A 19,887-nucleotide genomic window follows, 5' to 3' on the forward strand; every position below is an offset into this window, starting at 1 on the left:
TCACTCTTAAAATAATACAAAGTGCTAAAATAAAGTTCATTTTAGCCCTTTGTCACCAATCTGAGGCACCCTTTGATTAGAAGGGTGCTTTTTTGATGGTTGAATATTCTAAAAACGAACGTTTGGAGCTTAATGATTATTTAAGTTCGGTATTTTTCTAGAAAAGTGCTTTCCAAGTGTCTGAAATCTTGTTATAATTTGAACACTATGAACCACTCATATAATCGCGTGATGATGGCACGCAAGTTTCTACCGGACACCGATACCGTCCGACTATGAGTGAGCAAAATGAAACAGCTTTTGTATCAGCTGAAGATCCCGTGGATCGTTTTCGCATTGCTTGCTCCTTAATGGACAGCAATGCTTTTTTTATGCAAAAAATTGAAAGTTGCCAATATGCTAGGGGGAAATATGATGGAATTGTTACGTCAAAAAATCGAGAACGAAGGAATCGTTCTGTCAAATCAAGTGTTAAAGGTAGATGCTTTTTTAAATCATCAAATTGATCCTGTGTTAATGCATGAGATCGGTCAAGAGTTTGCTAGATTATATCAGCACGATGGTATTACTAAAATTATCACGATCGAATCTTCTGGTATCGCACCTGCCGTCATGGCTGGACTTGCCCTTCATGTACCCGTTGTGTTTGCCCGGAAACGCCAATCGCTGACATTAACGGATAATTTGCTGACAGCTAGTGTGTACTCATTTACGAAAAAAGTAGAAAGTACGATCGCTGTTTCGAATACGCATCTTAGTGAAAATGATTGTGTGTTAATCATCGACGACTTTTTAGCAAACGGTGAAGCTGCTAAGGGACTTGCTACAATTGCAAAGCAAGCAAAGGCGAAAGTCGCTGGATTTGGGATTGTCATCGAGAAGTCATTCCAGCCTGGAAGAAATGAACTTGTGCAAATGGGCTACAGAGTCGAGTCGCTCGCACGTATTGAATCACTCGAGGAAGGAAAAGTCACGTTTGTACGGGAGGTACAATCATGAGTGCTGCAAAAAAAGTCAAAACGCTTTCGCTAGGAATTCAGCATGTGCTGGCCATGTATGCAGGTGCGGTTCTTGTACCGCTCATTGTTGGAGATGCGCTAGGGCTCTCGTCTGCACAGCTCACTTACTTAATTTCGGCGGATATTTTCATGTGTGGTGCGGCCACACTGCTCCAAGTATGGAAAAACCGTTTCTTTGGCATCGGTTTGCCTGTTGTACTAGGCTGTACATTTACTGCGGTATCTCCTATGATTGCGATTGGCTCTAAATATGGAATTTCGTCTATATATGGAAGTATAATCGCCGCAGGGTGTATGGTCATTGCCCTTTCATTTTTCTTTGGGAAGCTTGTGAAATTCTTCCCGCCTGTTGTCACAGGTTCAGTCGTCACGATCATTGGAATTACCCTTATTCCGGTAGCCATGAACAATATGGCAGGCGGAGAAGGAAGTGCAGATTATGGTTCGTTTGAAAATTTAGGACTCGCTTTTCTTGTGTTGTTTATGATTATCCTTCTCTATCGATTTACAAAGGGGTTCATGAAAGCCATTGCCATCTTAATCGGCATTCTACTTGGGACAGCCGTTGCTGCTCTTTTAGGAAAGGTAGAGACGGCAGAAGTGGCGAATGCACAAGTCTTCCGCATCATTGAGCCTTTTTACTTTGGAATGCCTACCTTTGAATTTGCGCCAATTATGACGATGACTTTAGTTGCGATTGTGTCCTTAGTCGAATCAACGGGTGTTTATTTTGCACTGGGCGATTTAACGAATCGCTCATTAAAGGAGAAGGATTTAGCAAAGGGCTATCGTGCAGAGGGGATTGCTGTGTTACTAGGCGGAATCTTCAATGCCTTCCCATACACAGCCTACTCCCAAAACGTTGGATTGATCCAGTTAACTGGTGTGAAGAAAAATCAGGTCATTGTGGTGACAGGGGTATTATTAATGTTATTTGGCCTTTTTCCTAAAATCGCTGCATTCACAACGATCATTCCAAAGTCCGTTCTTGGCGGTGCGATGGTCGCAATGTTTGGAATGGTCATTGCATACGGGATTAAAATGCTCTCGCGTGTCGATTTTGCCAAACAGGAAAACTTGCTCATTGTCGCATGCTCAGTTGGCATCGGGCTAGGTGTAACCGTTGTGCCGCAAATGTTTGAGCATCTTCCAGAATCGATTAAATTATTAACAAGTAACGGCATTGTGGCAGGGAGCTTTACCGCCATTTTGCTTCATATCATTTATCACATGATTCCACTGAAAAAGGAAACAGAAAAGGACCATGTGGAAGAACCTAAACAATCTGTTGTGTAAACACCTCTCACCTGAGAGGTGTTTTTTGCACAAAAAAAGCAGGTTCGCTTGGCTTGGAACGAACCTGTGAAGGAGGAAAACTACATCATGTTTTCACCTATATTATCCAATATTTATCAATTGTCGTCAAGACAAAAAGTTAGACGGAGGAAAATATTTTGACTGAATTGTGACGATTTGGCATGTATATCCTTTTTTTGATTGGGGATATTAACCGAAAAAAGAGGTGAAGCCGATGGCGTACATTCTTTCAGTTGGAACAAGTCTGCCAAAACATCATGTGGATCAGCAAGCAGCTGCTCAATTTGCAAGGTCTCAATTTAAACGATCGTTTAAAGATATTGATCGGTTATTAAAAGCTTTTCAAAATGGCGAAATAGAGAGCAGGCAGTTTGTGAAGCCCATTGAATGGTACCAAGAACACCACTCGTTTGAAGAGAAAAATCATCTCTATTTGGAAAAGGCTTTGGAGCATGCGAAAGAAGCTGTCTTTTACTGTCTTCATGAGACGGCGTTCCTTAAAAAACCGCTTCCCTATGAAGAGGTCGATGCTTTGTTTTTCATCTCCAGCACTGGATTATCAACGCCAAGTCTTGATGCAAAGCTGATGAATGTTCTCCCATTTTCTCCTTATACGAAACGAGTGCCGATTTGGGGATTGGGTTGCGGAGGTGGAGCTTCAGGCTTATCTAGAGCGTATGAATACATACGCGCGTATCCAGAAGCGAAGGTACTAGTTGTGGCCTGTGAGCTTTGCAGTTTAACGTTTCAGCCGCAAGATCAATCAAAGAGCAATTTAATCGGGACCTCGTTGTTCGGAGACGGGACTGCGGCAGTACTATTAGCTGGAGAAACAGCTATATCTGAGTATGCACAGTTTAACGCAGTACCTAGAGTGCTTGGCACACAGTCCGTGACCATGAAAGATTCCGAGGATGTCATGGGCTGGGATTTTACAAGTGACGGGTTTCAGGTCATCTTCTCACGTGACATTCCGTCCATCATTTCTGGCTGGTTAAAAGAGCAAGTGGATCAATTTTTACATCAGCAAGGGTATTCAACAGAGGATTTATCCGTTTTTCTTGCTCACCCTGGAGGAAAAAAAGTAATTGATGCCTATCTTGAAAGTCTATCTTTACAAGAGGATCGGCTGTTTTCTTCAAAAGCAGTACTGAAACATCATGGGAATATGTCCTCTGCCACCGTTTTGTATGTGCTGAAGCATTTTCTTGAGCATCAGGAAGTTGAAGCGGGAGCGGTGGGACTATGCGGAGCGCTTGGTCCAGGCTTTTCCTCTGAGTTATTACTCATGAAATGGGAGGAGGTCTCGTCATGACCTTCTGGCTAGTGATTGGTTTCTTCATTTGTCAGCGCCTGATTGAAATGCTCGTTGCTAAAAGAAATGAGAAGAAAGTGAAAGCGATAGGTGCGATTGAATTTGGTGCTGGTCATTATCCTTATATGGTCGCCATGCATGCGGCCTTTTTTCTCTCGCTCATTGGAGAGACATGGCTGTTTCATCGTGACCCGTCTCGTTTTTTCCTTTTGCTGCTCGCCTTCTTGCTGGCTGTACAAGTGATTCGATATTGGGCGTTATGGTCTCTTGGGACGTACTGGAACACAAAGATTTTAGTGGTTCCAAATGCGACGATTGTCAAAAAGGGGCCGTATCGATGGTTAAAGCACCCTAACTATATGGTGGTGGCGATTGAACTGATGTTTATTCCGCTGCTATTTAACGCATTTATTACGGCCATTTTGTTTACGTGTTTAAATGGATGGATGATGATGGTGAGAATTCAAACAGAAGAAAAAGCACTGAATCAGTATTTACTAAATTAATATTGAAAATCATTATCAATTGTGCTACACTTTCATTAATGATAAGCATTCTCAATCATGAAGGATGGACGGTGATCACATGACAATGATTTTCTTACTCGGTACGGTTTGTGTATACAGCCTATTAATTGGCTTTGTATTAAAAGGTGTTTCAAAAAAATCTGCTTCCTGATTGCAGTCAATGATGACTGATCGGGCAGCAGATTTTTTTTATTTCCTCAGATCAGAAGAAAAATTTCTTCATTTTGTGTAAAATGGTATCACATACATAACTGACTTTTCTAAAAACAAAGGGGTTTATCGTCATGAAAGACTTGTCTATTCGAGATTCGCTCGTTCAAACTACAGGTGCACTATATGAGTGTCTCCTTAAAAGGGATGATCATGAGCGCGCAGCCAAACTTGCATCGATTATGAAAAAGGAAGCTGAAGAAGAAGTGTATATCGCATTTACCGGTCACTATTCTGCTGGTAAGTCATCACTTGTGAATTATCTTCTTCATGATCATATCCTGCCAACGAGTCCAATTCCAACAAGTGCAAACTTGGTCGTTGTGAGAAAAGGGGTCAGCGAAGTGAAGCTTCATACCTCTGACGGCCGTTTTGCAAAAATGAGCGGTTCTTATGATAAAGATGCGGTGCAGCGTTTTTGTAAAGATGGGGAACAGATTGAAATGGTGGAAATCAGCGGTAATTATAAGGGACTTGAAGAAAAGGTGGCGCTCATTGATACGCCAGGTATAGATTCAACCGATCATGCGCACTTTTTATCTGCTGCGTCTATTCTTCATCAAGCAGATGCTCTTTTTTATGTCGTTCACTATAACCATGTTCATTCTGAAGAGAACATTCGCTTCATTCGCTCAATTAAAGAGAAAGTGCCAAATCTTTATTTCATCGTCAATCAAGTGGATCGGCACAATGAACAAGAGACAACTTTTGAAGACTACAAAAAGCAAGTCGTTGAGATGCTTTTAAAAGAAGGCATAGAGGAAGAGCATTTGTATTTTACATCTGTGACCGATGAGGCGCACCCAAGAAACGAAATGATTCGCTTAGTGGAGAAACTGCAAGAATTACAAACTTTACCTAAAGCATCACTTCGAGCCTATACAGAGCAGAAAATAGAACATGTATTAAAAGAACACATCGAATCGCTAAAAGAAGAACTGAACGAAGAGGACCTTGATACGCAGCTTCACGAAAAAAGGAATGAAGTCAAAGAATTAGAAGCAAAAAGCCGATTTATCGAAAAGGGCGCAAAACAGGTAGAAGATGAAGTGTCTTCTGAAGTAGAGAACATTTTAAAAAATGCCAACCTCACCCCATTTAAGATGAGGGAGCTTGCAAATGATTATATCGAATCGAAAGTACCTGGCTTTAAAGTAGGTTTGCTCTTTACTAAAAATAAAACCGAGCAGGAGAAACAAAAACGGGCGAGCGACTTCTTAGCAGATGTCAAAAAGAGAATGAAAGCGGAAGTGGACTGGCACATTGCCGAGCTGCTCAAAACAGAAATAAAACAGCATCAGCTTGGTGAAGAGTTATTAAACCAAGCGATGGCATTTGAAACACCTGTTGAAGAATCCCTGCTTGAAAAGGTGATTCATCCTGGTGCGACTTTCTCTAACGAATACGTTCTTCAATATGCGAAAGATGCTGGTGAAGCCTTAAAAAGACAGGCAAAACAAAAAGCCATGCCATTGATCGAACAAATGGTCGAGGCATTGAAAGACCAGCTGATGAATGAACAGGGGAAGCAGCAAGACAAATGGGAGAAAGCAAAGCAAGAGCTTCAGATGCTTGAGGCGTTTAACGAAAAAAATGAACAAATAAGACAGGACATTCAATCTATATGGGACATTTGGCAAAATGGGACAGATGAGCATATTCAAGACGACTGGTTTTATGTGAAAAAGCAATGGATGCAGCATGACCAGCTAAAGCAGAATCAAACGCCTTCTCATGCTAAAGAGAGCAGTCAAGATGATGAACGGACAGATCGTGATCAAATACGTCAGTCGCAGCATGTGACGACAGCACAGTCGATTGAGCAATTTAAACAGCTTTCTCATATTTTATCGCCTTTAGACGCTATCCAGTCACAAAGACAATCCTTTGAAAAACGAACAGAAAGGCTTCAGGCAAAAGAGTTTACCCTCGCATTATTTGGCGCTTTTAGTTCGGGGAAATCTTCTTTTGCCAATGCACTTGTTGGGAGAAAAGTGTTACCATCATCACCTACGCCAACAACGGCAACGATTAACAAGCTCACACGGCCTACAGAGGATCACCCTCATGAAAGTGTCAAAGTGGTGTTCAAAACAGAACAGGACATTCTAGAGGAGCTTGATCAGATTCTTGGATTTTCAATAACAGAAGAAAAAGGGGATACATTTAAAGCGAAACTGGAAAGGGTGCTGAAAAAAAGACAGCTTGAACAGGACCACTGCATCATTGTCGAACATTTTCTAAAAGCACATGCCCGGTTTCATGATTACATTGACAACCAAACCCCATTACATGTCACACTTCAAGAATTAAAGCCGTATGTGGCAGAAGAAGCCGTTTCTTGTGTAGTGAAGGAAGTAACGGTGTATTTAAGTACACCTTTGACAGATAAAGGGCTGACGATTGTGGATACCCCGGGTGCGAGCAGTATGAATAAGCGTCATACAGAAATAGCTTTCCAATATATGAAGGACGCCGATGCCCTGCTATATTTAACGTACTATCAGCATTCTTTCTCAAAGGCCGATCGATCATTTTTACGTAAGCTTGGACTCGTAAAAGATTCATTTAGTATGGATAAAATGTTCTTTATTATCAATGCAGCTGATTTGGCCAAGGATCAAGCAGAGCTTGAAACGGTGTTTGACTATGTACGAAACGAGCTCACAAAAGAAGGCATCCGGCATCCCAATCTGCATCATGTGTCTAGTAAGGAAGAAATCGAAGGAAAAGAGCCGTCACCTTATAATCAATATGCAAAACTTAGAAAACAACTCGATTATTTTATTGAGGAAGAATTAACGAAAGATGCCATCGAGCTTTTGCATTTTGAAGCCAATACACTATGTGCAACAGTTGACAAGCTTCATGCGACTTTGCATCAATCAGAAGATGAGAAAGAAGCCGAAAAGAAAAACATAGAGACATCATATGAATCAATTCTTGAAAAAATGAACGATGTGAAACGGTCTAAGCTAGTGACAGAAAGCGTAAAAAAAGACGTGCATGAACAGCTTTACCACATTGTACAGCGTCTATCACTATTTGCGAATGATATGTTAAAAACAGCCTTTTATCCGGGCATATCTCAAGAAAACTTCAGTCAGCAGCTGAAAAAGGCACTTGAGAAAGCTCTAAAGGAATATGAATTTGAATTTGTCCAGGAGATCAAGGCGCTTGATATTCGAATGGAATCGTTTATCCATCAATATTTCCAAGAGGAGTGGGAGAAAGGGATGCAGGCTGCATGCGCTGAAGATCCTTACTTTTCTCTCAGTCTGTCACGACCTGAGGAGAAAAACGCCGAGCTGAAACAAATCGAAGTCGAAGCAGAGCTTACGCCGTTTGAGCCGCTCTTAAAGAAACAAAAATCAGCAAAAGCCTTTTTTGAACAGAATGGAAAGGCGGCGTTTATTGAATCCGTTCGAGATGTTCTACTTGAATTGACAACGTTGTGGGCAGATAAAGAAAAAGAAGAGTTACTTAGCAGATATGACAAAATCGTCAAGACCTATACTGAAAGGTATGAACAAGCCGCGCTTCAACAGCTCAATGAGCAAAAACGCACGTTTATGACGAGCCTGAAGACAGATGCGAAAAAGCAGGCCATAATTGAGCAAGTATATAAACAAACAATTGAATGGAAGAACCAGTTGAAAACGATATGATTCATGATAGACTAGATAAAAAAGAAAGCAGTTGATACACAATGACGAGCGTACATGAAGAAATTTCTGCACATTCACAGAAACAGCATGCCCATATTCAATCCTTTCTCGCACTTGAGCAAAAAAGAGAGCAGGCAATTGAGACTGCTGTAGCAAAGTGTGAACGAAACGAACCATTTACAACAGATGAGATCAATGCCATTACTTCGAAAATGAATGAGCTTGCACGAGGTGGAATTGTTCCACTGCGAAAACATGTCACGATAGATATGGTAAGCGAGTACGCCGGGCGTAAACAGAAGTAAAGAGTAACTTTCTCTTTTTTGGTCATCTTAACAAATGAACCAGAAAGGGGAATGATGATGGCAAAAAAGCAAAACGCACAGCAGAAGGAAGAACGCATGCCTAAACAAAAAGACATGCCGTCTTACGCAGAAGCTGAGACGAAAAAAATGCAATATGGTCAAAAGTAATCGGGCTGCCTCTTCTTTTCAAAAAGAAGAAGGCGCCTTTTTATGTCCGTTTCTATGTTCTATGATAGAATAGGAGTATTGTTTTTAAAAAGGGAGTTTATACGAATGAATAAACACGTACTGCTTGTAGATGGAATGGCACTTCTTTTCAGGTCGTTTTATGCGACGGCTGTCCATCGTAACTTTATGATAAATGATCGTGGTGTGCCGACAAATGGAGTTAGTGGCTATTTGAAGCATTTATTAACGGCTGTCCAAACCTTTGAGCCAACACATATTGTTTGCTGCTGGGATATGGGAAGCCAGACGTACCGAAATGAATTGTTCCAAGATTATAAAGCCAATCGAGGAGAAGCGCCTGTCGAGCTGATCCCGCAGTTTGATTTAGCCAAAGAGGCGACAGAAGAACTTGGAATCATGAACGTTGGTTTAAAGGGCTTTGAAGCAGATGATTGTATCGGTACGCTCGCTGCACTCTATCAAAAAGAAGCACGTGTGACCGTTTTGACTGGAGATAAAGATCTGCTGCAAATTTTGAACGAACAGGTGACAGTGGCTCTGATGCAAAAAGGAATTGGGAATTATAAACCATTTACAAAAGCCTTATTTGAAGAGGAAATGGGCATCACTCCAAAGGCGCTGATTGATATGAAAGCTTTAATGGGTGATGCAAGTGATAATTATCCCGGTGTAAAAGGTATCGGAGAAAAAACAGCATTGAAATTTATTCAAACGTATCAATCCATTGATCGTCTGTTAGAAAATATCGAGGAATTAACGGCAGCGCAGCAAAAGAAAATGCAAGCAGGCTTAGAAGATCTGAAGCTTTCTCGTATACTCGCAGAGATTAAATGTGACGTACCACTTAGCTGTCCAATTGATGAAACAAAAATGAACATCAATCCAGAGCGTGCAGCCGCCATGCTGCGCCTGCACCAAATCAAAGGAATTGAACCAATGGTCCACCGTGTAAGTCAATTAGAAATCAGCTAAGGCTGATCTCTCAGACTTCAAGGAACTCTTTATTATGATGAAAAGAAGCAAAGGGCTAAAATAAAGTTCATTTTAGCCCTTTGTATTGCTTTTTTTCGCCTTATTTTCTAATTGAGATAGAGGCTGCTTATCTTTTGTCTGCGCATCACCTTGTGGGGTTGTTCCGTTTGTGACACGGCCTTTGTTCTCTTTATCCAATTCGATTCACCTCACACATTAGCATAACCAAAAGAAAAGCGATTCATCCTTTAGAAAGGTGAATCGCTTTTCTAGCGAGCTGATCGGCTACATGATTTTCCTTGCTTGGAATCCACTTAATAAAAAATAAATCAAACTCGGTTTGAAGCTGCAACATCTCTTCAATAAAATGGCGGAAGGCTGGATTTTTAGCAAACCCTGCATTGGCCGCACGATCAACTACCTGTGAATCTGTGCGAAATGAAACGGTTCGCAGGCCTTTTTCAGCGCAAATTTTCATCCCTTCGATCAGCGCAGAAAATTCTGCTTCATGATTGCTCATTGTTCCAAGAGGGATCGAGAAAGACTCAGCCTTTCCATCATATTTAATGAAAATGCCGATGCCAGACGGACCTGGATTTCCTGCACTGGCGCCATCAATGTATATTTCTGCTGGCACATTATTTCCCCCTTTCATCAAGCGGAACCATTTTCTTTGCTGCATACGCATATGGGGTAGCAATCGCCGCTACGATAAACTTAATCACGTATGTCGTGATGAAAATTTCGATCCAGATATGAAATGGGTAGGTGCCAAGAAAAGCAATCGTTGTGAAAACGAGTGTATCCAGCAGCTGGCTGATCATCGTACTTCCAGCGTTTCGCACCCAGAGCGCACCGTCTGAAGGAAATATCCGGCGAATAAACGAATATACATAAACATCTAACATTTGACTGATGATATAAGCAGCAAGACTGCCAAGGGCAACTCTCGGCATAAAGCCAAAAATGGTTTCTAATGATGATTGTGAAATGTCAGATGGAGCGGGATGGAAAAGCAAAGCCTCCTGCATGACAACTGTTAACGTTAAAAGAGTGGCAAAGCCAATCCAGACAGCTTTCTTCGCTTCTCTTTGCCCATATTTTTCATTTAGAACGTCCGTTGCAAAGAACACACTGCCATATAAAATATTTCCAAGTGTCGCCGTTAAACCAAATAATTCAACGGTTTTGACCACTTGTAAATTTGCGGCAACCGTCGCAAAGCCAATCCAGACGAAAAGGCCTGTCTTGCCAAATCCTTTATAAAATAGAAGAACAATGATAAAATTAATGATCGCAAATAAGAGCCAAATACCTTCATTAAACAAGTGACATGAACTTCCTTTCTGATTGTAAAATGTAACTTTTTGATTATAGCATAACGAACGTTTACCTTAAAAGTACGGAAAGGCGATGTGATCAATGAAACTAAGAGCACATTATACAATGAAAGTAAAATCAATTGGGTCCATTGCTTTTTTTCAAGAAGATTGGATGGAACTCAAGGAGGCCTTGCTTTTAGCAAAGCATATAGACAAAAAAGAACCGCAGTCGCTTCTATCATTTGAAGATGAAAAGGGTGCGATGTGGTCTATCAAAGAGCTTGAAAAACTAAACGAAGAACTTAGGCTTGAACCTGATCAGCTTCAAGTTTATTTTGATGCAAGCTTTCGCAAAGAAACGGGTGAATCCGGACTTGGAATTGTCGTGTATTATCATCTTGGAGAAGATGCTTATCGATTAAGGAAGAATCACCCTTTTCGGGGTACCACTAATAATGAGGCAGAGTATGCGGCTTTATTTGAAGCAGTAAATGCTTTAAAAGAACTGGGAGCGGGCAGAAACTCTGTTACGATTAAAGGAGATTCACTCGTTGTCATGAATCAGTTAAAAGGGGAATGGCCTTGTTATGATGATGTGCATAACAAATGGCTCGACCGAATTGAGGCTGCAATCAAAGAGCTGAAGCTCACCCCAACCTATGAAGTCATTGATCGTAAACAAAATGCAGAAGCCGATCAGCTTGCCAGGCAGATGCTAGCAGACGTCCCAATCGAAAGTAAGTTGAAATTAGAAGCAGACGGAGCTGAATAGTGTGGATAAAAAAACAGCAGTAAAAGAATTGACGGATCTTCAAGACACGTATTGTTCAGATTGTTTGATAAAGAAGCACTTTCGAAAAGAATTTGGCAAAAAATACGCACACTCCTTTTGTATACAGCAATGCACGGTAGGAGAGAAAATCAAAGAATACGGAAATGCACTGCTCAAAAAATAAACGGGCACACCGGTTTTCCTCTTGTTAAACAGATGCTCATGAAAAAAAACGGACAGAATGTGTAAAAAAAGAACATATTCTGAAAAATGAGCCGATATAACTATAGAAAGTTTCGGTTAAGTTACTTTTTGACTAAGTGACGGATATTAGAGGAAAAGGGGAAGGCCGGCATGGATAATAAGGATTTTGAAATGGTATTACATCGAACATTTCAAGAGGTATACAGCGATCTAGAGCAGCTAGTAGATGTAGCAAAGAAGGGAAGACCTTTTCTCGAAAAAGATATCTCTGAAATTGAACAAAGACTAAAACAAAATATTTTAGCAATTGAAATTCAGCTGAAAATCAAATAAGAGAGGCATATGCCTCTCTTTATTTTGTCGTTTCATCATTGATTTAGTTGATTAAATTTTTGTTACGTTAGCTGCTTGAGGTCCACGATTACCTTCAACGATTTCAAAAGAAACTTCTTGTCCTTCTTCTAAAGACTTGTAACCGTCACCTTCGATAGCTGTGAAGTGAACGAATACATCGTCTCCGCCTTCAACTTCAATGAAGCCGAAACCTTTTTCATTATTGAACCATTTTACTTTACCGTTTTGCATATTGCTTTTTCCTCCTAGTACTGTAGCACACCTTTTGGTATACTAAAAAAAATTTTCATCACCTAACGAAGTTGTTAAATGATGGTTCCACTATACACTATCAAAAGTAAAGCGTCAAGCAGGCAGGCCAAATTTTGAGCAGAATATTTGATTTTTTTGTTTTTTAATGCAAAACCACTTATATATAAAACGTCCTAATTTTCTGAAACCTAATGTGTGTCTTGTCCGTATATAAAAAAAATATTGAAAGAGGTGCCGGTCATGAATCGTTACACGATTGAGGAATTTGTTCACAATACACAGCAAGAAGATAAAGGAGAAGGGGTCTTCGAGCTTGAAACATCGAGGCTTTTGGAAATAAATTTGACTGATACCATTTGGGCAAAAACAGGTTCCATGGTGTCATATCGGGGCAAAATAAAGTTTGAACGTGAAGGTGTTTTGGAGCATGGCGTCTCAAAGATGTTCAAGAAGATGTTATCAGGAGAAGGAACCTCTTTGATGAAAGCAACGGGTGAGGGGAAATTATATATCGCAGACCAAGGCAAAAAAATCTCCATTCTTCGGTTGGCTCAAGGGGAGTCCATTTTTGTAAATGGAAACGATCTGCTTGCATTTGAACCGTCAATCCGCTGGGATATTAAATTGATGAAAAAGGTGTCTGGCATGCTTGCCGGTGGTTTATTTAACGTCAAACTTGAAGGACCAGGTCTGATTGCAATCACCAGTCATTACGAACCGCTTACGCTGATTGTTCAGCCAGGTGATTCTGTTTATACAGATCCGAATGCGACGGTCGCATGGTCAGGAGATTTAAACACTGAATTTGTAACAGATGTGTCCTTCAAAACGTTTATTGGCAGGGGAAGCGGGGAGTCCATTCAAATGAAGTTTAGCGGAAGCGGCTTTGTTGTTGTTCAGCCGTTTGAAGAAGTGTACACAGCAAGTGGAAATCAAGGGTAAAAGAAAAAGGTGTCCGTCATAGACGGGCACCTTTTTATGATAATGCACGAGCATACGTTTTGTTGCTCATGATCAGATCAGATTGTTCAACGATATCTTCTATAATGGTTTGAGAAGATTGTTTTAAGTGCAGTTTTTTTATGTTTTGTTTCATTGTGTGTAATTTTTCTTCATCTTGTAGCAGGTTGGTCACAGATTCTAAAATGTCTTCATGTCTGTTGATGACGATGGCAGCGCCATAATCTTCGAAGAAAAGAGCATTTTCTTTTTCTTGTCCAGGAACAGGTTTGTAAAGAATCACTGGGACACCAATTGCTGTTGCTTCTGTTAATGTAATACCACCTGGTTTTGTAATCATACAGTCTGTTACTCTGAACAATTCATCAATTTGTTCCACATATCCAAGCGCCTTCAATTGATCTGGGTGTGCTTGTTCAAGATCGCTGAGCGATTGTTTCAGCGCTACGTTTTTACCGCATACAACAACAATTTGCACTTCACTGTCAAGAAGTAATGCTTCACATAGCTCCTTCACATTTTTTAGTACACCATGAGCACCTGCCATAATGAGAAGGACCTTTTTGTCTGACGATAATCCATATTTTTTATAGATGATCGATTTTGGTACGTCTGCTTCAAATTGTGGTCTAATAGGAATGCCTGTCACCTTGACATCGCTTGGATGTGTGCCGATTTCCACTAGCTTTTGTTTCACATAATCGGTTGCAACATAGTATCGGTCGATGTTTTCATGTACCCAAATTTTATGAAGACAGAAGTCTGTCATCACATTAAATGTTGGAATCACTTTACCTGTTTTGTTTCGGTATTCGGGTACAACAATCATCGGGAATGTAATGATGATGATGTCCGGGTTGTGTAACTGAATTAATTCATCGAGACGCTTATTTCCCATCTTTAAGTAAATGTTAAATTTGCGTTTATTGTAAATTTTATCTACACCGTAATAAAACAAGCGATAAAATTGTTTCCCAATGGAGAAGCTCTTCAAATATAAATATTGAGTCACTTCTGACACAATGGGATTTGATTCTTGATACAAATTAGAAACTATCACATGTTCAAACCCTTGGGATTTGCATTCATCATACAGTGTTTTTGCAACCTGCATATGTCCATTTCCGTAATTTGCGGTCAAGATTAATATTTTTTTATTGGTATTCAAGAATATTCACCTCAAATGTAATCAACAACAACAAAACTTCGTACGAAACTATGAATCTCATAGGTCTACATATACATAAAGATAACATATAAACAGGAAGAGCATATCATTCGTTACGAAAGAATTAAACTAATTTTAAAAAACAAACAGGCTAAATTGATAATGGAAGACAGAGCCATTTGTATTTTAACACATTTTGATCATTTTTCATCAGACCAGAGTCTATTTTATTCCCACACATATGGTGTTTCTTGATAAACATAATAATTAAGCCAATTCATAAAAAGTAAAGTTGCGTGGGCTTTCCAGCGATTCACTGGCACTAATGTGTCTCCATCCTCTATAAAATAGTGGACAGGTTTTTTAACTGTATCATGTTTCAACAAATCTCTTTCATATTCCTGCTTCAATGTATCTGTATCATATTCAGGATGTCCAGTTAAAAATACTTGTTTATCATCATCTGAAACAATTAAACAAACACCAGCTTCTTCAGATATACTCAATATTTTCAGATTCGGTGTGTTTTTTAATTGTTCTGTATTAATATCTGTATGCCTAGAATGTGGGACATAGTATACTTCATCGAAACCTCTTACCAATCTTTCTTTTTTTTCTTTGACATGATGCTCAAACACACCGAATTTTTTCTCGGGGAGCTTGATTTTTTCAATGCCATAATGGTGATATAGACCTGCCTGTGCTCCCCAGCATATATGAAGAGTAGACGTCACATTGGTTTTACTCCAGTCCAAAATGTCCTGCAGTTCTTTCCAATAGGAAACTTCTTCAAAAGGTAAATGCTCAATTGGTGCGCCTGTAATGATCATTCCATCAAATTTTTTATGGCGAATTGAGTCAAAGGTCGTATAAAATTCATCTAGGTGCTCTCTTGATGTATTCTTCGGTGTATGTGTACTTGGAATCAAAAATGTGAAGTACACTTGCAAAGGAGAATTTCCGAGCATTCTTAGCAGCTGCGTTTCAGTTTGAATTTTTTTTGGCATTAAATTTAAGATCACGATATTCAAAGGACGGATATCTTGCTTGAATGCCCTTGTCTCATCCATGACGAAAATGTTTTCGCTCTCTAGTATTTGTTTTGCCGGCAAATGAACTGGTATGTTTATAGGCAACTTGCCACCCCCTGAACCAAAGCTAATTTCATTTCATTATAGGAACTTTCTGGCGATATTTCAATGTTTCAATTATGTTACAATGAAAGATAGAGCAAAAATGAAAGCTGTTTCTGTCAAAAAGGAGGCCGTTTATTGATGATTACAAAACATTTATTGGATATTGACATTGCCCAAAGGGCAAAGCTGAGACCCATTCAAGACATCGCAGCGAAATTACAAATACATGACGAAGAATTAGAATGCTATGGTTTCACAAAAGCGAAAATATCTTTGACTATTTTTGACCGTTTAAAGGAACAGAAAGAAGGAAACGTGATTCTTGTGACTTCGATAAACCCAACGCCAGCAGGTGAGGGGAAGTCCACTGTCACAGTTGGCCTCGGTCAAGCCTTCGAAAAAATTGGCAAAAAAGCGATCATTGCCATGCGTGAACCTTCACTAGGTCCTACAATGGGCATTAAAGGCGGTGCAGCTGGTGGCGGATATTCACAGGTGCTGCCAATGGAAGAAATCAATCTCCATTTCACAGGGGATTTCCATGCCATCACATCCGCACATAACGCTTTATCTGCTTTTATTGATAACCATATCCATCATGGAAATGAACTGGGTATTGATGCACGCCGGATTGTCTGGAAACGGGTGCTTGATTTAAACGACCGTGCTTTAAGACAAGTGGTAGTAGGGCTTGGCGGTCAATTAAATGGATACCCTAGAGAAGACGGATTTGATATTACGGTTGCTTCGGAAATGATGGCGATCCTTTGTTTAGCACAAGACTTAAACGATCTGAAAAAACGTCTTTCTTCTATTGTTGTTGCCTATAATCAAGAAGGTGAGCCTGTCACAGTTGGAAATCTTGGATATGAAGGTGTACTGACATTACTTTTAAAAGACGCGCTCAAACCAAATCTTGTTCAAACAATTGAAGGAACTCCAGCCCTTGTCCATGGCGGTCCTTTTGCCAATATTGCACATGGCTGCAATAGTTTAATTGCAACAAAGATGGCAGCAAAACTAGCCGATTATGTGGTAACAGAAGCCGGGTTCGGTGCAGATCTTGGTGCTGAAAAATTCCTTCACATCAAAACAAGAGCCGGTGAATTCAAACCAGGTGCTGTTGTCATTGTAGCAACTGTCAGAGCGTTAAAAATGCATGGCGGAATGCAAAAAACAGAGCTCAAGGAAGCAAATGCACATGCTGTATTAGAGGGTATACATAATTTAGAGAAGCATATTGAAACACTGCAAGCCTTCGGTCTTCCATACATCGTCGCAGTGAATCGTTTTATCACCGATACGAAAGAAGAAATTCAAGCGATAGAAAATTGGTGTGAAACGAATGGGCATCCAGTAAAAGCCGTCAATGTATGGGAAGAAGGAGGGGATGGAGGCACAGCACTTGCCGAAGAACTCACGACACTCATTGAAAAGAATGAGAACCAATTTTCGTATTTGTATGAAGAAAAAGATTCCATTGAAGAAAAGTTATCAAAAGTGGCCAAAAACGTTTACGGTGCAGATGGCGTCACGCTCACTTCAAAAGCAAGAAAACAGCTGGCAGCAATCGAGAAAAATGGCTGGGCTCATTTACCGGTTTGTATGGCCAAAACGCAATACTCCCTTTCGGATGATCCTGCTTTAATCGGCAGACCAAAAGGCTTTACCATTACGATTCGAGAGTTAAAGCCATCTGTTGGAGCAGGTTTTATCGTTGCTTTAACCGGAAGCATTCTCACCATGCCCGGCCTGCCTAAAAAACCTGCGGCGCTTGAGATGGATTTATTAGAAGACGGCAGTGTGACAGGACTCTTTTAGCAGAGAGCATAAAAAGCGATTTTCTAAAAGAAGCATGTTACGATAGGAAAAAGAGAATCCTAGGAGGCAATGAGATGTCAATTTATGATATTCAGGTCAAGACCATAAACGGTCAGGAAAAATCAATGGCAGATTACAAAGGGAAAGTACTTATTATCGTGAACACAGCGAGCAAATGTGGACTGACCCCTCAATTTAAACAATTACAAGAGTTATATGATCAATATCACGAAAAGGGTCTTGAAATTTTAGGATTCCCATGCAATCAATTTATGAATCAAGAGCCAGAAGGGGAAGAAGCGATTCAAGAATTCTGTTCATTGAATTATGGTGTGACCTTCCCAATGTTTGCAAAAGTTGATGTCAATGGCGACAATGCGCATCCTCTTTTCAAATACTTAACAAGTCATGCGAAAGGTGTACTTGGCACAAAAACGGTGAAATGGAACTTCACAAAATTTATCGTTGACCAAAACGGAGAAGTCACTGAACGATTCTCTCCTAAAACACCGCCAAAAGAATTAGAAAGCTCGATCATCGCTCTTTTGGATCAATAAGATGCGTACGATCATGCAGCAAAAGCAATTGGAGGCAGCGGCCTTCTTTGTTTCAAAACAGCTAAAGGATGAGCCGACAGGTCACGATGCGGCTCATATTGATCGTGTCCGTCTCCTTGCACTTAATATCGCAAAGCGGGAAGGCGGGTCACTATTTATCATTGAAATGGCGGCGATTGTACATGATTTAATTGATGAGAAGCTGTCAAGTGAATGGAAGCTTTCACCGCAAGAACTCAAGCAGCAGCTCCTTTTGTGGGAAGTGGATAAGCGGGATATTCGTTATATCATGGATATCATTACAACGATGTCTTTTCGCCGCCGTCATATGCAGCATAAGCCAATGACATTAGAAGGAGCTATTGTTCAAGATGCGGATAGGCTGGATGCAATAGGAGCAACTGGTATTGCAAGGGTATTTACGTATGCAGGTGCAAAAGGTGAACCCCATTATACAAACGGTTCACACCTAGGCTCAGTGCTTGAACACATGCAAGAAAAACTGCTCAAATTAAAAGACTTAATGAACACACATGAAGGAAAGCAGCTTGCTAATGAGCGGCATGAATTCATGTGTTTATTTATCAAGACATGGAAAGAAGAATGCGGCCTTACAGATGAGTAGGGTCTTTATGTGTGTAAGGAGGATGATGAGATGAAAATAATTGCCATAGAACCGACACCAAGTCCGAATACAATGAAGGTGATTTTGACAGAGGCGCTTGCCGGCGGTAAAAGCAACAACTACAAAAAGGATCAAAAAGACGAAGCACCAGAAATGATCAAGCGCATTTTATCGATTGAAGGTGTAAAAGGGGTCTACCATGTAGCAGATTTCTTAGCAGTCGAACGCAATGCAAAATATGACTGGCAGGGGATTTTACAACAGGTCAGAGAAGCCTTTGGACAAGAAACGGAAGGTCTTCAGGAAACATCACAGTCAGGCGGTGACACATTTGGCGAAGTCAAAGTGTTTGTCCAAATGTTTAATGGCATTCCGATGCAGGTCAAGCTGACAGATGGGGAAAGAGAAGAACGATTTGGCATGCCTGAACGTTTTCAGGCAGCTATCCTGAAGCTAAGAAGCAGTTCAGACAATGTTGTGTTTGAACGTGTGTGGAAAGAACATGGCGTACGTTTTGGAGAATTTGCTGATATCGGTCAAGAAGTCACTGAAGAGCTGCAAGCAGCTTATGACGACGAGCGCTTAACCCGTTTAACAGAAGCGGTTCAGGAAGGACAAGAGGCTGTCGATAAACAGGTGAATCGCAAGGCCTATGACGTCACAGAAGAAATGCTGCGTGAAGAAGATTGGAAAAAACGATTTGCTCATTTAGAGCAAATGCAGCCTGAGAAAAAAGATATACCCGTTTTAATGAAAGCGATGGAGGACCCAAAAACGTCTATTCGCAGGCAAGCTGTTGTGAATGCTGGCATGATTGAAGACCCAGCTATTCTGCCTATTTTATATAAGGGGCTTGAAGATAAAACAGTGACGGTCCGCAGAACTGCTGGAGACTGTATTTCAGATCTTGGTGATCCAAGCGCTATTGAAGCGATGATCGCAGCATTAAAAGACCCAAGTAAGCTTGTCCGCTGGCGTGCGGCCATGTTTCTTTATGAAGAAGGTGACGAAACGGCACTTGAAGCATTAAAAGAAGCGGAGCAGGACCCTGAATTTGAAGTCAGTCTTCAAGTGAAAATGGCGATTGAACGAATTGAGCACGGGGAAGAAGCGAAAGGCTCAGTCTGGAAGCAAATGACAGAAAGTAGAAAAAATGCGTCAGACTGATGAGAAATCGGAACAAGCTGCCAGTGA

General features: G+C 40.6%; 22 protein-coding genes and 1 riboswitch. Of the genes, 16 read left to right on the top strand and 6 right to left on the bottom strand.

All coding sequences use genetic code 11. The features are described 5' to 3' along the window. Window positions 1-196: 196 nt before the first annotated feature. A riboswitch (purine riboswitch) is annotated at window positions 197-296 on the top strand. Between the two features lie 118 nt (window positions 297-414). The 8 genes from xpt to BA1_RS09200 all read left to right on the top strand — a co-directional run bounded on the left by xpt (window position 415) and on the right by BA1_RS09200 (window position 9,522). After that, the gene (gene xpt, locus BA1_RS09170) at window positions 415-999 is read left to right on the top strand and encodes a xanthine phosphoribosyltransferase (protein ID WP_008358079.1); all 585 of its coding nucleotides are present in this window, start codon (window positions 415-417) and stop codon (window positions 997-999) included. After that, window positions 996-2,315: a xanthine permease PbuX gene (gene pbuX, locus BA1_RS09175; protein ID WP_008358081.1), complete on the top strand. Its 1,320-nt coding sequence runs from the start codon at window positions 996-998 to the stop codon at window positions 2,313-2,315. Before xpt ends, pbuX begins: the two co-directional genes overlap by 4 nt. 235 nt (window positions 2,316-2,550) lie before the next feature. Next, window positions 2,551-3,651, top strand: coding sequence for a type III polyketide synthase (locus tag BA1_RS09180; RefSeq protein ID WP_008358084.1), 1,101 nt, complete (start codon window positions 2,551-2,553; stop codon window positions 3,649-3,651). Continuing rightward, window positions 3,648-4,157, top strand: coding sequence for an isoprenylcysteine carboxyl methyltransferase family protein (locus BA1_RS09185; RefSeq protein ID WP_008358085.1), 510 nt, complete (start codon window positions 3,648-3,650; stop codon window positions 4,155-4,157). Before BA1_RS09180 ends, BA1_RS09185 begins: the two co-directional genes overlap by 4 nt. Before the next feature lie 85 nt (window positions 4,158-4,242). Continuing rightward, window positions 4,243-4,329, top strand: coding sequence for a Fur-regulated basic protein FbpC (locus BA1_RS19025; RefSeq protein ID WP_223251174.1), 87 nt, complete (start codon window positions 4,243-4,245; stop codon window positions 4,327-4,329). A 133-nt stretch (window positions 4,330-4,462) separates the two neighbouring features. Then, entirely contained in the window at window positions 4,463-8,056 is a 3,594-nt protein-coding gene (gene dynA / locus BA1_RS09190; protein ID WP_008358087.1) for a dynamin GTPase, read from the top strand. Window positions 8,057-8,097: 41 nt separating this feature from the next. Beyond that, window positions 8,098-8,361: a YpbS family protein gene (locus BA1_RS09195; RefSeq protein WP_008358090.1), complete on the top strand. Its 264-nt coding sequence runs from the start codon at window positions 8,098-8,100 to the stop codon at window positions 8,359-8,361. A 273-nt stretch (window positions 8,362-8,634) separates the two neighbouring features. Beyond that, window positions 8,635-9,522 (top strand): 5'-3' exonuclease, encoded by an 888-nt coding sequence (locus BA1_RS09200; RefSeq protein ID WP_008358093.1) that lies wholly within the window; start codon window positions 8,635-8,637, stop codon window positions 9,520-9,522. A 72-nt stretch (window positions 9,523-9,594) separates the two neighbouring features. Here the strand turns inward: BA1_RS09200 and BA1_RS09205 are convergent, their stop codons facing one another. From BA1_RS09205 to BA1_RS09215, 3 genes are read right to left on the bottom strand one after another with little or no spacing between them, the layout of a single operon-like run. After that, complete coding sequence (locus tag BA1_RS09205; RefSeq protein WP_008358095.1) at window positions 9,595-9,720, bottom strand: hypothetical protein; 126 nt, start codon at window positions 9,718-9,720, stop codon at window positions 9,595-9,597. A gap of 43 nt (window positions 9,721-9,763) precedes the next feature. After that, the gene (locus tag BA1_RS09210) at window positions 9,764-10,159 is read right to left on the bottom strand and encodes a reverse transcriptase-like protein (RefSeq protein WP_008358097.1); all 396 of its coding nucleotides are present in this window, start codon (window positions 10,157-10,159) and stop codon (window positions 9,764-9,766) included. 1 nt (window position 10,160) lies between these two features. Continuing rightward, on the bottom strand, window positions 10,161-10,850 hold the full coding sequence (locus BA1_RS09215; RefSeq protein WP_008358099.1) for a queuosine precursor transporter: 690 nt from the start codon (window positions 10,848-10,850) through the stop codon (window positions 10,161-10,163). A 94-nt stretch (window positions 10,851-10,944) separates the two neighbouring features. Between BA1_RS09215 and BA1_RS09220 the strand changes: the two genes are divergently transcribed. The 3 genes from BA1_RS09220 to BA1_RS09230 all read left to right on the top strand — a co-directional run bounded on the left by BA1_RS09220 (window position 10,945) and on the right by BA1_RS09230 (window position 12,153). Continuing rightward, the gene (locus BA1_RS09220) at window positions 10,945-11,616 is read left to right on the top strand and encodes a ribonuclease H family protein (RefSeq protein WP_008358101.1); all 672 of its coding nucleotides are present in this window, start codon (window positions 10,945-10,947) and stop codon (window positions 11,614-11,616) included. A 1-nt stretch (window position 11,617) separates the two neighbouring features. Further along, on the top strand, window positions 11,618-11,800 hold the full coding sequence (locus BA1_RS09225; RefSeq protein ID WP_008358103.1) for a zinc-finger domain-containing protein: 183 nt from the start codon (window positions 11,618-11,620) through the stop codon (window positions 11,798-11,800). Between the two features lie 170 nt (window positions 11,801-11,970). Further along, a complete protein-coding gene (locus BA1_RS09230) occupies window positions 11,971-12,153 on the top strand; it encodes a hypothetical protein (protein WP_008358105.1) in 183 nt (60 codons plus the stop codon). A 51-nt stretch (window positions 12,154-12,204) separates the two neighbouring features. Here BA1_RS09230 and cspD read toward each other — a convergent pair whose 3' ends face one another. After that, a complete protein-coding gene (gene cspD / locus BA1_RS09235; RefSeq protein WP_003215784.1) occupies window positions 12,205-12,405 on the bottom strand; it encodes a cold-shock protein CspD in 201 nt (66 codons plus the stop codon). A gap of 261 nt (window positions 12,406-12,666) precedes the next feature. On the opposite strand from cspD, the gene BA1_RS09240 reads away from it, so the two are divergent. Further along, window positions 12,667-13,368 carry an AIM24 family protein gene (locus tag BA1_RS09240; RefSeq protein WP_008358107.1) on the top strand — a complete coding sequence of 234 codons (702 nt, stop codon included), beginning with the start codon at window positions 12,667-12,669 and terminating at the stop codon, window positions 13,366-13,368. Window positions 13,369-13,402: 34 nt separating this feature from the next. Here BA1_RS09240 and BA1_RS09245 read toward each other — a convergent pair whose 3' ends face one another. Together BA1_RS09245 and metA are read right to left on the bottom strand one after the other, a co-directional pair. Next, entirely contained in the window at window positions 13,403-14,554 is a 1,152-nt protein-coding gene (locus BA1_RS09245; protein ID WP_008358109.1) for a diglucosyl diacylglycerol synthase, read from the bottom strand. 227 nt (window positions 14,555-14,781) lie between these two features. Next, window positions 14,782-15,690 carry a homoserine O-acetyltransferase MetA gene (gene metA, locus BA1_RS09250; protein WP_008358112.1) on the bottom strand — a complete coding sequence of 303 codons (909 nt, stop codon included), beginning with the start codon at window positions 15,688-15,690 and terminating at the stop codon, window positions 14,782-14,784. Between the two features lie 138 nt (window positions 15,691-15,828). Here metA and BA1_RS09255 point away from each other — a divergent pair, with 138 nt between their 5' ends. From BA1_RS09255 to BA1_RS09270, 4 genes are all read left to right on the top strand, one after another. Beyond that, window positions 15,829-17,511, top strand: a complete 1,683-nt coding sequence (locus BA1_RS09255; RefSeq protein WP_008358114.1) for a formate--tetrahydrofolate ligase — start codon at window positions 15,829-15,831, stop codon at window positions 17,509-17,511. A gap of 74 nt (window positions 17,512-17,585) precedes the next feature. Next, on the top strand, window positions 17,586-18,068 hold the full coding sequence (locus BA1_RS09260) for a glutathione peroxidase (RefSeq protein ID WP_008358117.1): 483 nt from the start codon (window positions 17,586-17,588) through the stop codon (window positions 18,066-18,068). A 13-nt stretch (window positions 18,069-18,081) separates the two neighbouring features. Further along, window positions 18,082-18,693, top strand: coding sequence for an HD domain-containing protein (locus tag BA1_RS09265; RefSeq protein WP_008358119.1), 612 nt, complete (start codon window positions 18,082-18,084; stop codon window positions 18,691-18,693). 30 nt (window positions 18,694-18,723) lie between these two features. Further along, the gene (locus BA1_RS09270; RefSeq protein WP_008358121.1) at window positions 18,724-19,860 is read left to right on the top strand and encodes a conserved virulence factor C family protein; all 1,137 of its coding nucleotides are present in this window, start codon (window positions 18,724-18,726) and stop codon (window positions 19,858-19,860) included. Window positions 19,861-19,887: the final 27 nt, after the last annotated feature.

The organism is Bacillus xiamenensis (assembly GCF_000300535.1).
GTDB classification, from domain to species: domain Bacteria; phylum Bacillota; class Bacilli; order Bacillales; family Bacillaceae; genus Bacillus; species Bacillus xiamenensis.

Excerpts from the sequence above, each read along its gene's own strand:
- xpt (WP_008358079.1), top strand. The coding sequence starts at position 415 with ATGGAATTGTTACGTCAAAAAATCGAGAACGAAGGAATCGTTCTGTCA.
- pbuX (WP_008358081.1), top strand. The coding sequence starts at position 996 with ATGAGTGCTGCAAAAAAAGTCAAAACGCTTTCGCTAGGAATTCAGCAT.
- BA1_RS09180 (WP_008358084.1), top strand. The coding sequence starts at position 2,551 with ATGGCGTACATTCTTTCAGTTGGAACAAGTCTGCCAAAACATCATGTG.
- BA1_RS09185 (WP_008358085.1), top strand. The coding sequence starts at position 3,648 with ATGACCTTCTGGCTAGTGATTGGTTTCTTCATTTGTCAGCGCCTGATT.
- BA1_RS19025 (WP_223251174.1), top strand. The coding sequence starts at position 4,243 with ATGATTTTCTTACTCGGTACGGTTTGTGTATACAGCCTATTAATTGGC.
- dynA (WP_008358087.1), top strand. The coding sequence starts at position 4,463 with ATGAAAGACTTGTCTATTCGAGATTCGCTCGTTCAAACTACAGGTGCA.
- BA1_RS09195 (WP_008358090.1), top strand. The coding sequence starts at position 8,098 with ATGACGAGCGTACATGAAGAAATTTCTGCACATTCACAGAAACAGCAT.
- BA1_RS09200 (WP_008358093.1), top strand. The coding sequence starts at position 8,635 with ATGAATAAACACGTACTGCTTGTAGATGGAATGGCACTTCTTTTCAGG.
- BA1_RS09220 (WP_008358101.1), top strand. The coding sequence starts at position 10,945 with ATGAAACTAAGAGCACATTATACAATGAAAGTAAAATCAATTGGGTCC.
- BA1_RS09230 (WP_008358105.1), top strand. The coding sequence starts at position 11,971 with ATGGATAATAAGGATTTTGAAATGGTATTACATCGAACATTTCAAGAG.
- cspD (WP_003215784.1), bottom strand. The coding sequence starts at position 12,405 with ATGCAAAACGGTAAAGTAAAATGGTTCAATAATGAAAAAGGTTTCGGC.
- BA1_RS09240 (WP_008358107.1), top strand. The coding sequence starts at position 12,667 with ATGAATCGTTACACGATTGAGGAATTTGTTCACAATACACAGCAAGAA.
- BA1_RS09255 (WP_008358114.1), top strand. The coding sequence starts at position 15,829 with ATGATTACAAAACATTTATTGGATATTGACATTGCCCAAAGGGCAAAG.
- BA1_RS09260 (WP_008358117.1), top strand. The coding sequence starts at position 17,586 with ATGTCAATTTATGATATTCAGGTCAAGACCATAAACGGTCAGGAAAAA.
- BA1_RS09265 (WP_008358119.1), top strand. The coding sequence starts at position 18,082 with ATGCAGCAAAAGCAATTGGAGGCAGCGGCCTTCTTTGTTTCAAAACAG.
- BA1_RS09270 (WP_008358121.1), top strand. The coding sequence starts at position 18,724 with ATGAAAATAATTGCCATAGAACCGACACCAAGTCCGAATACAATGAAG.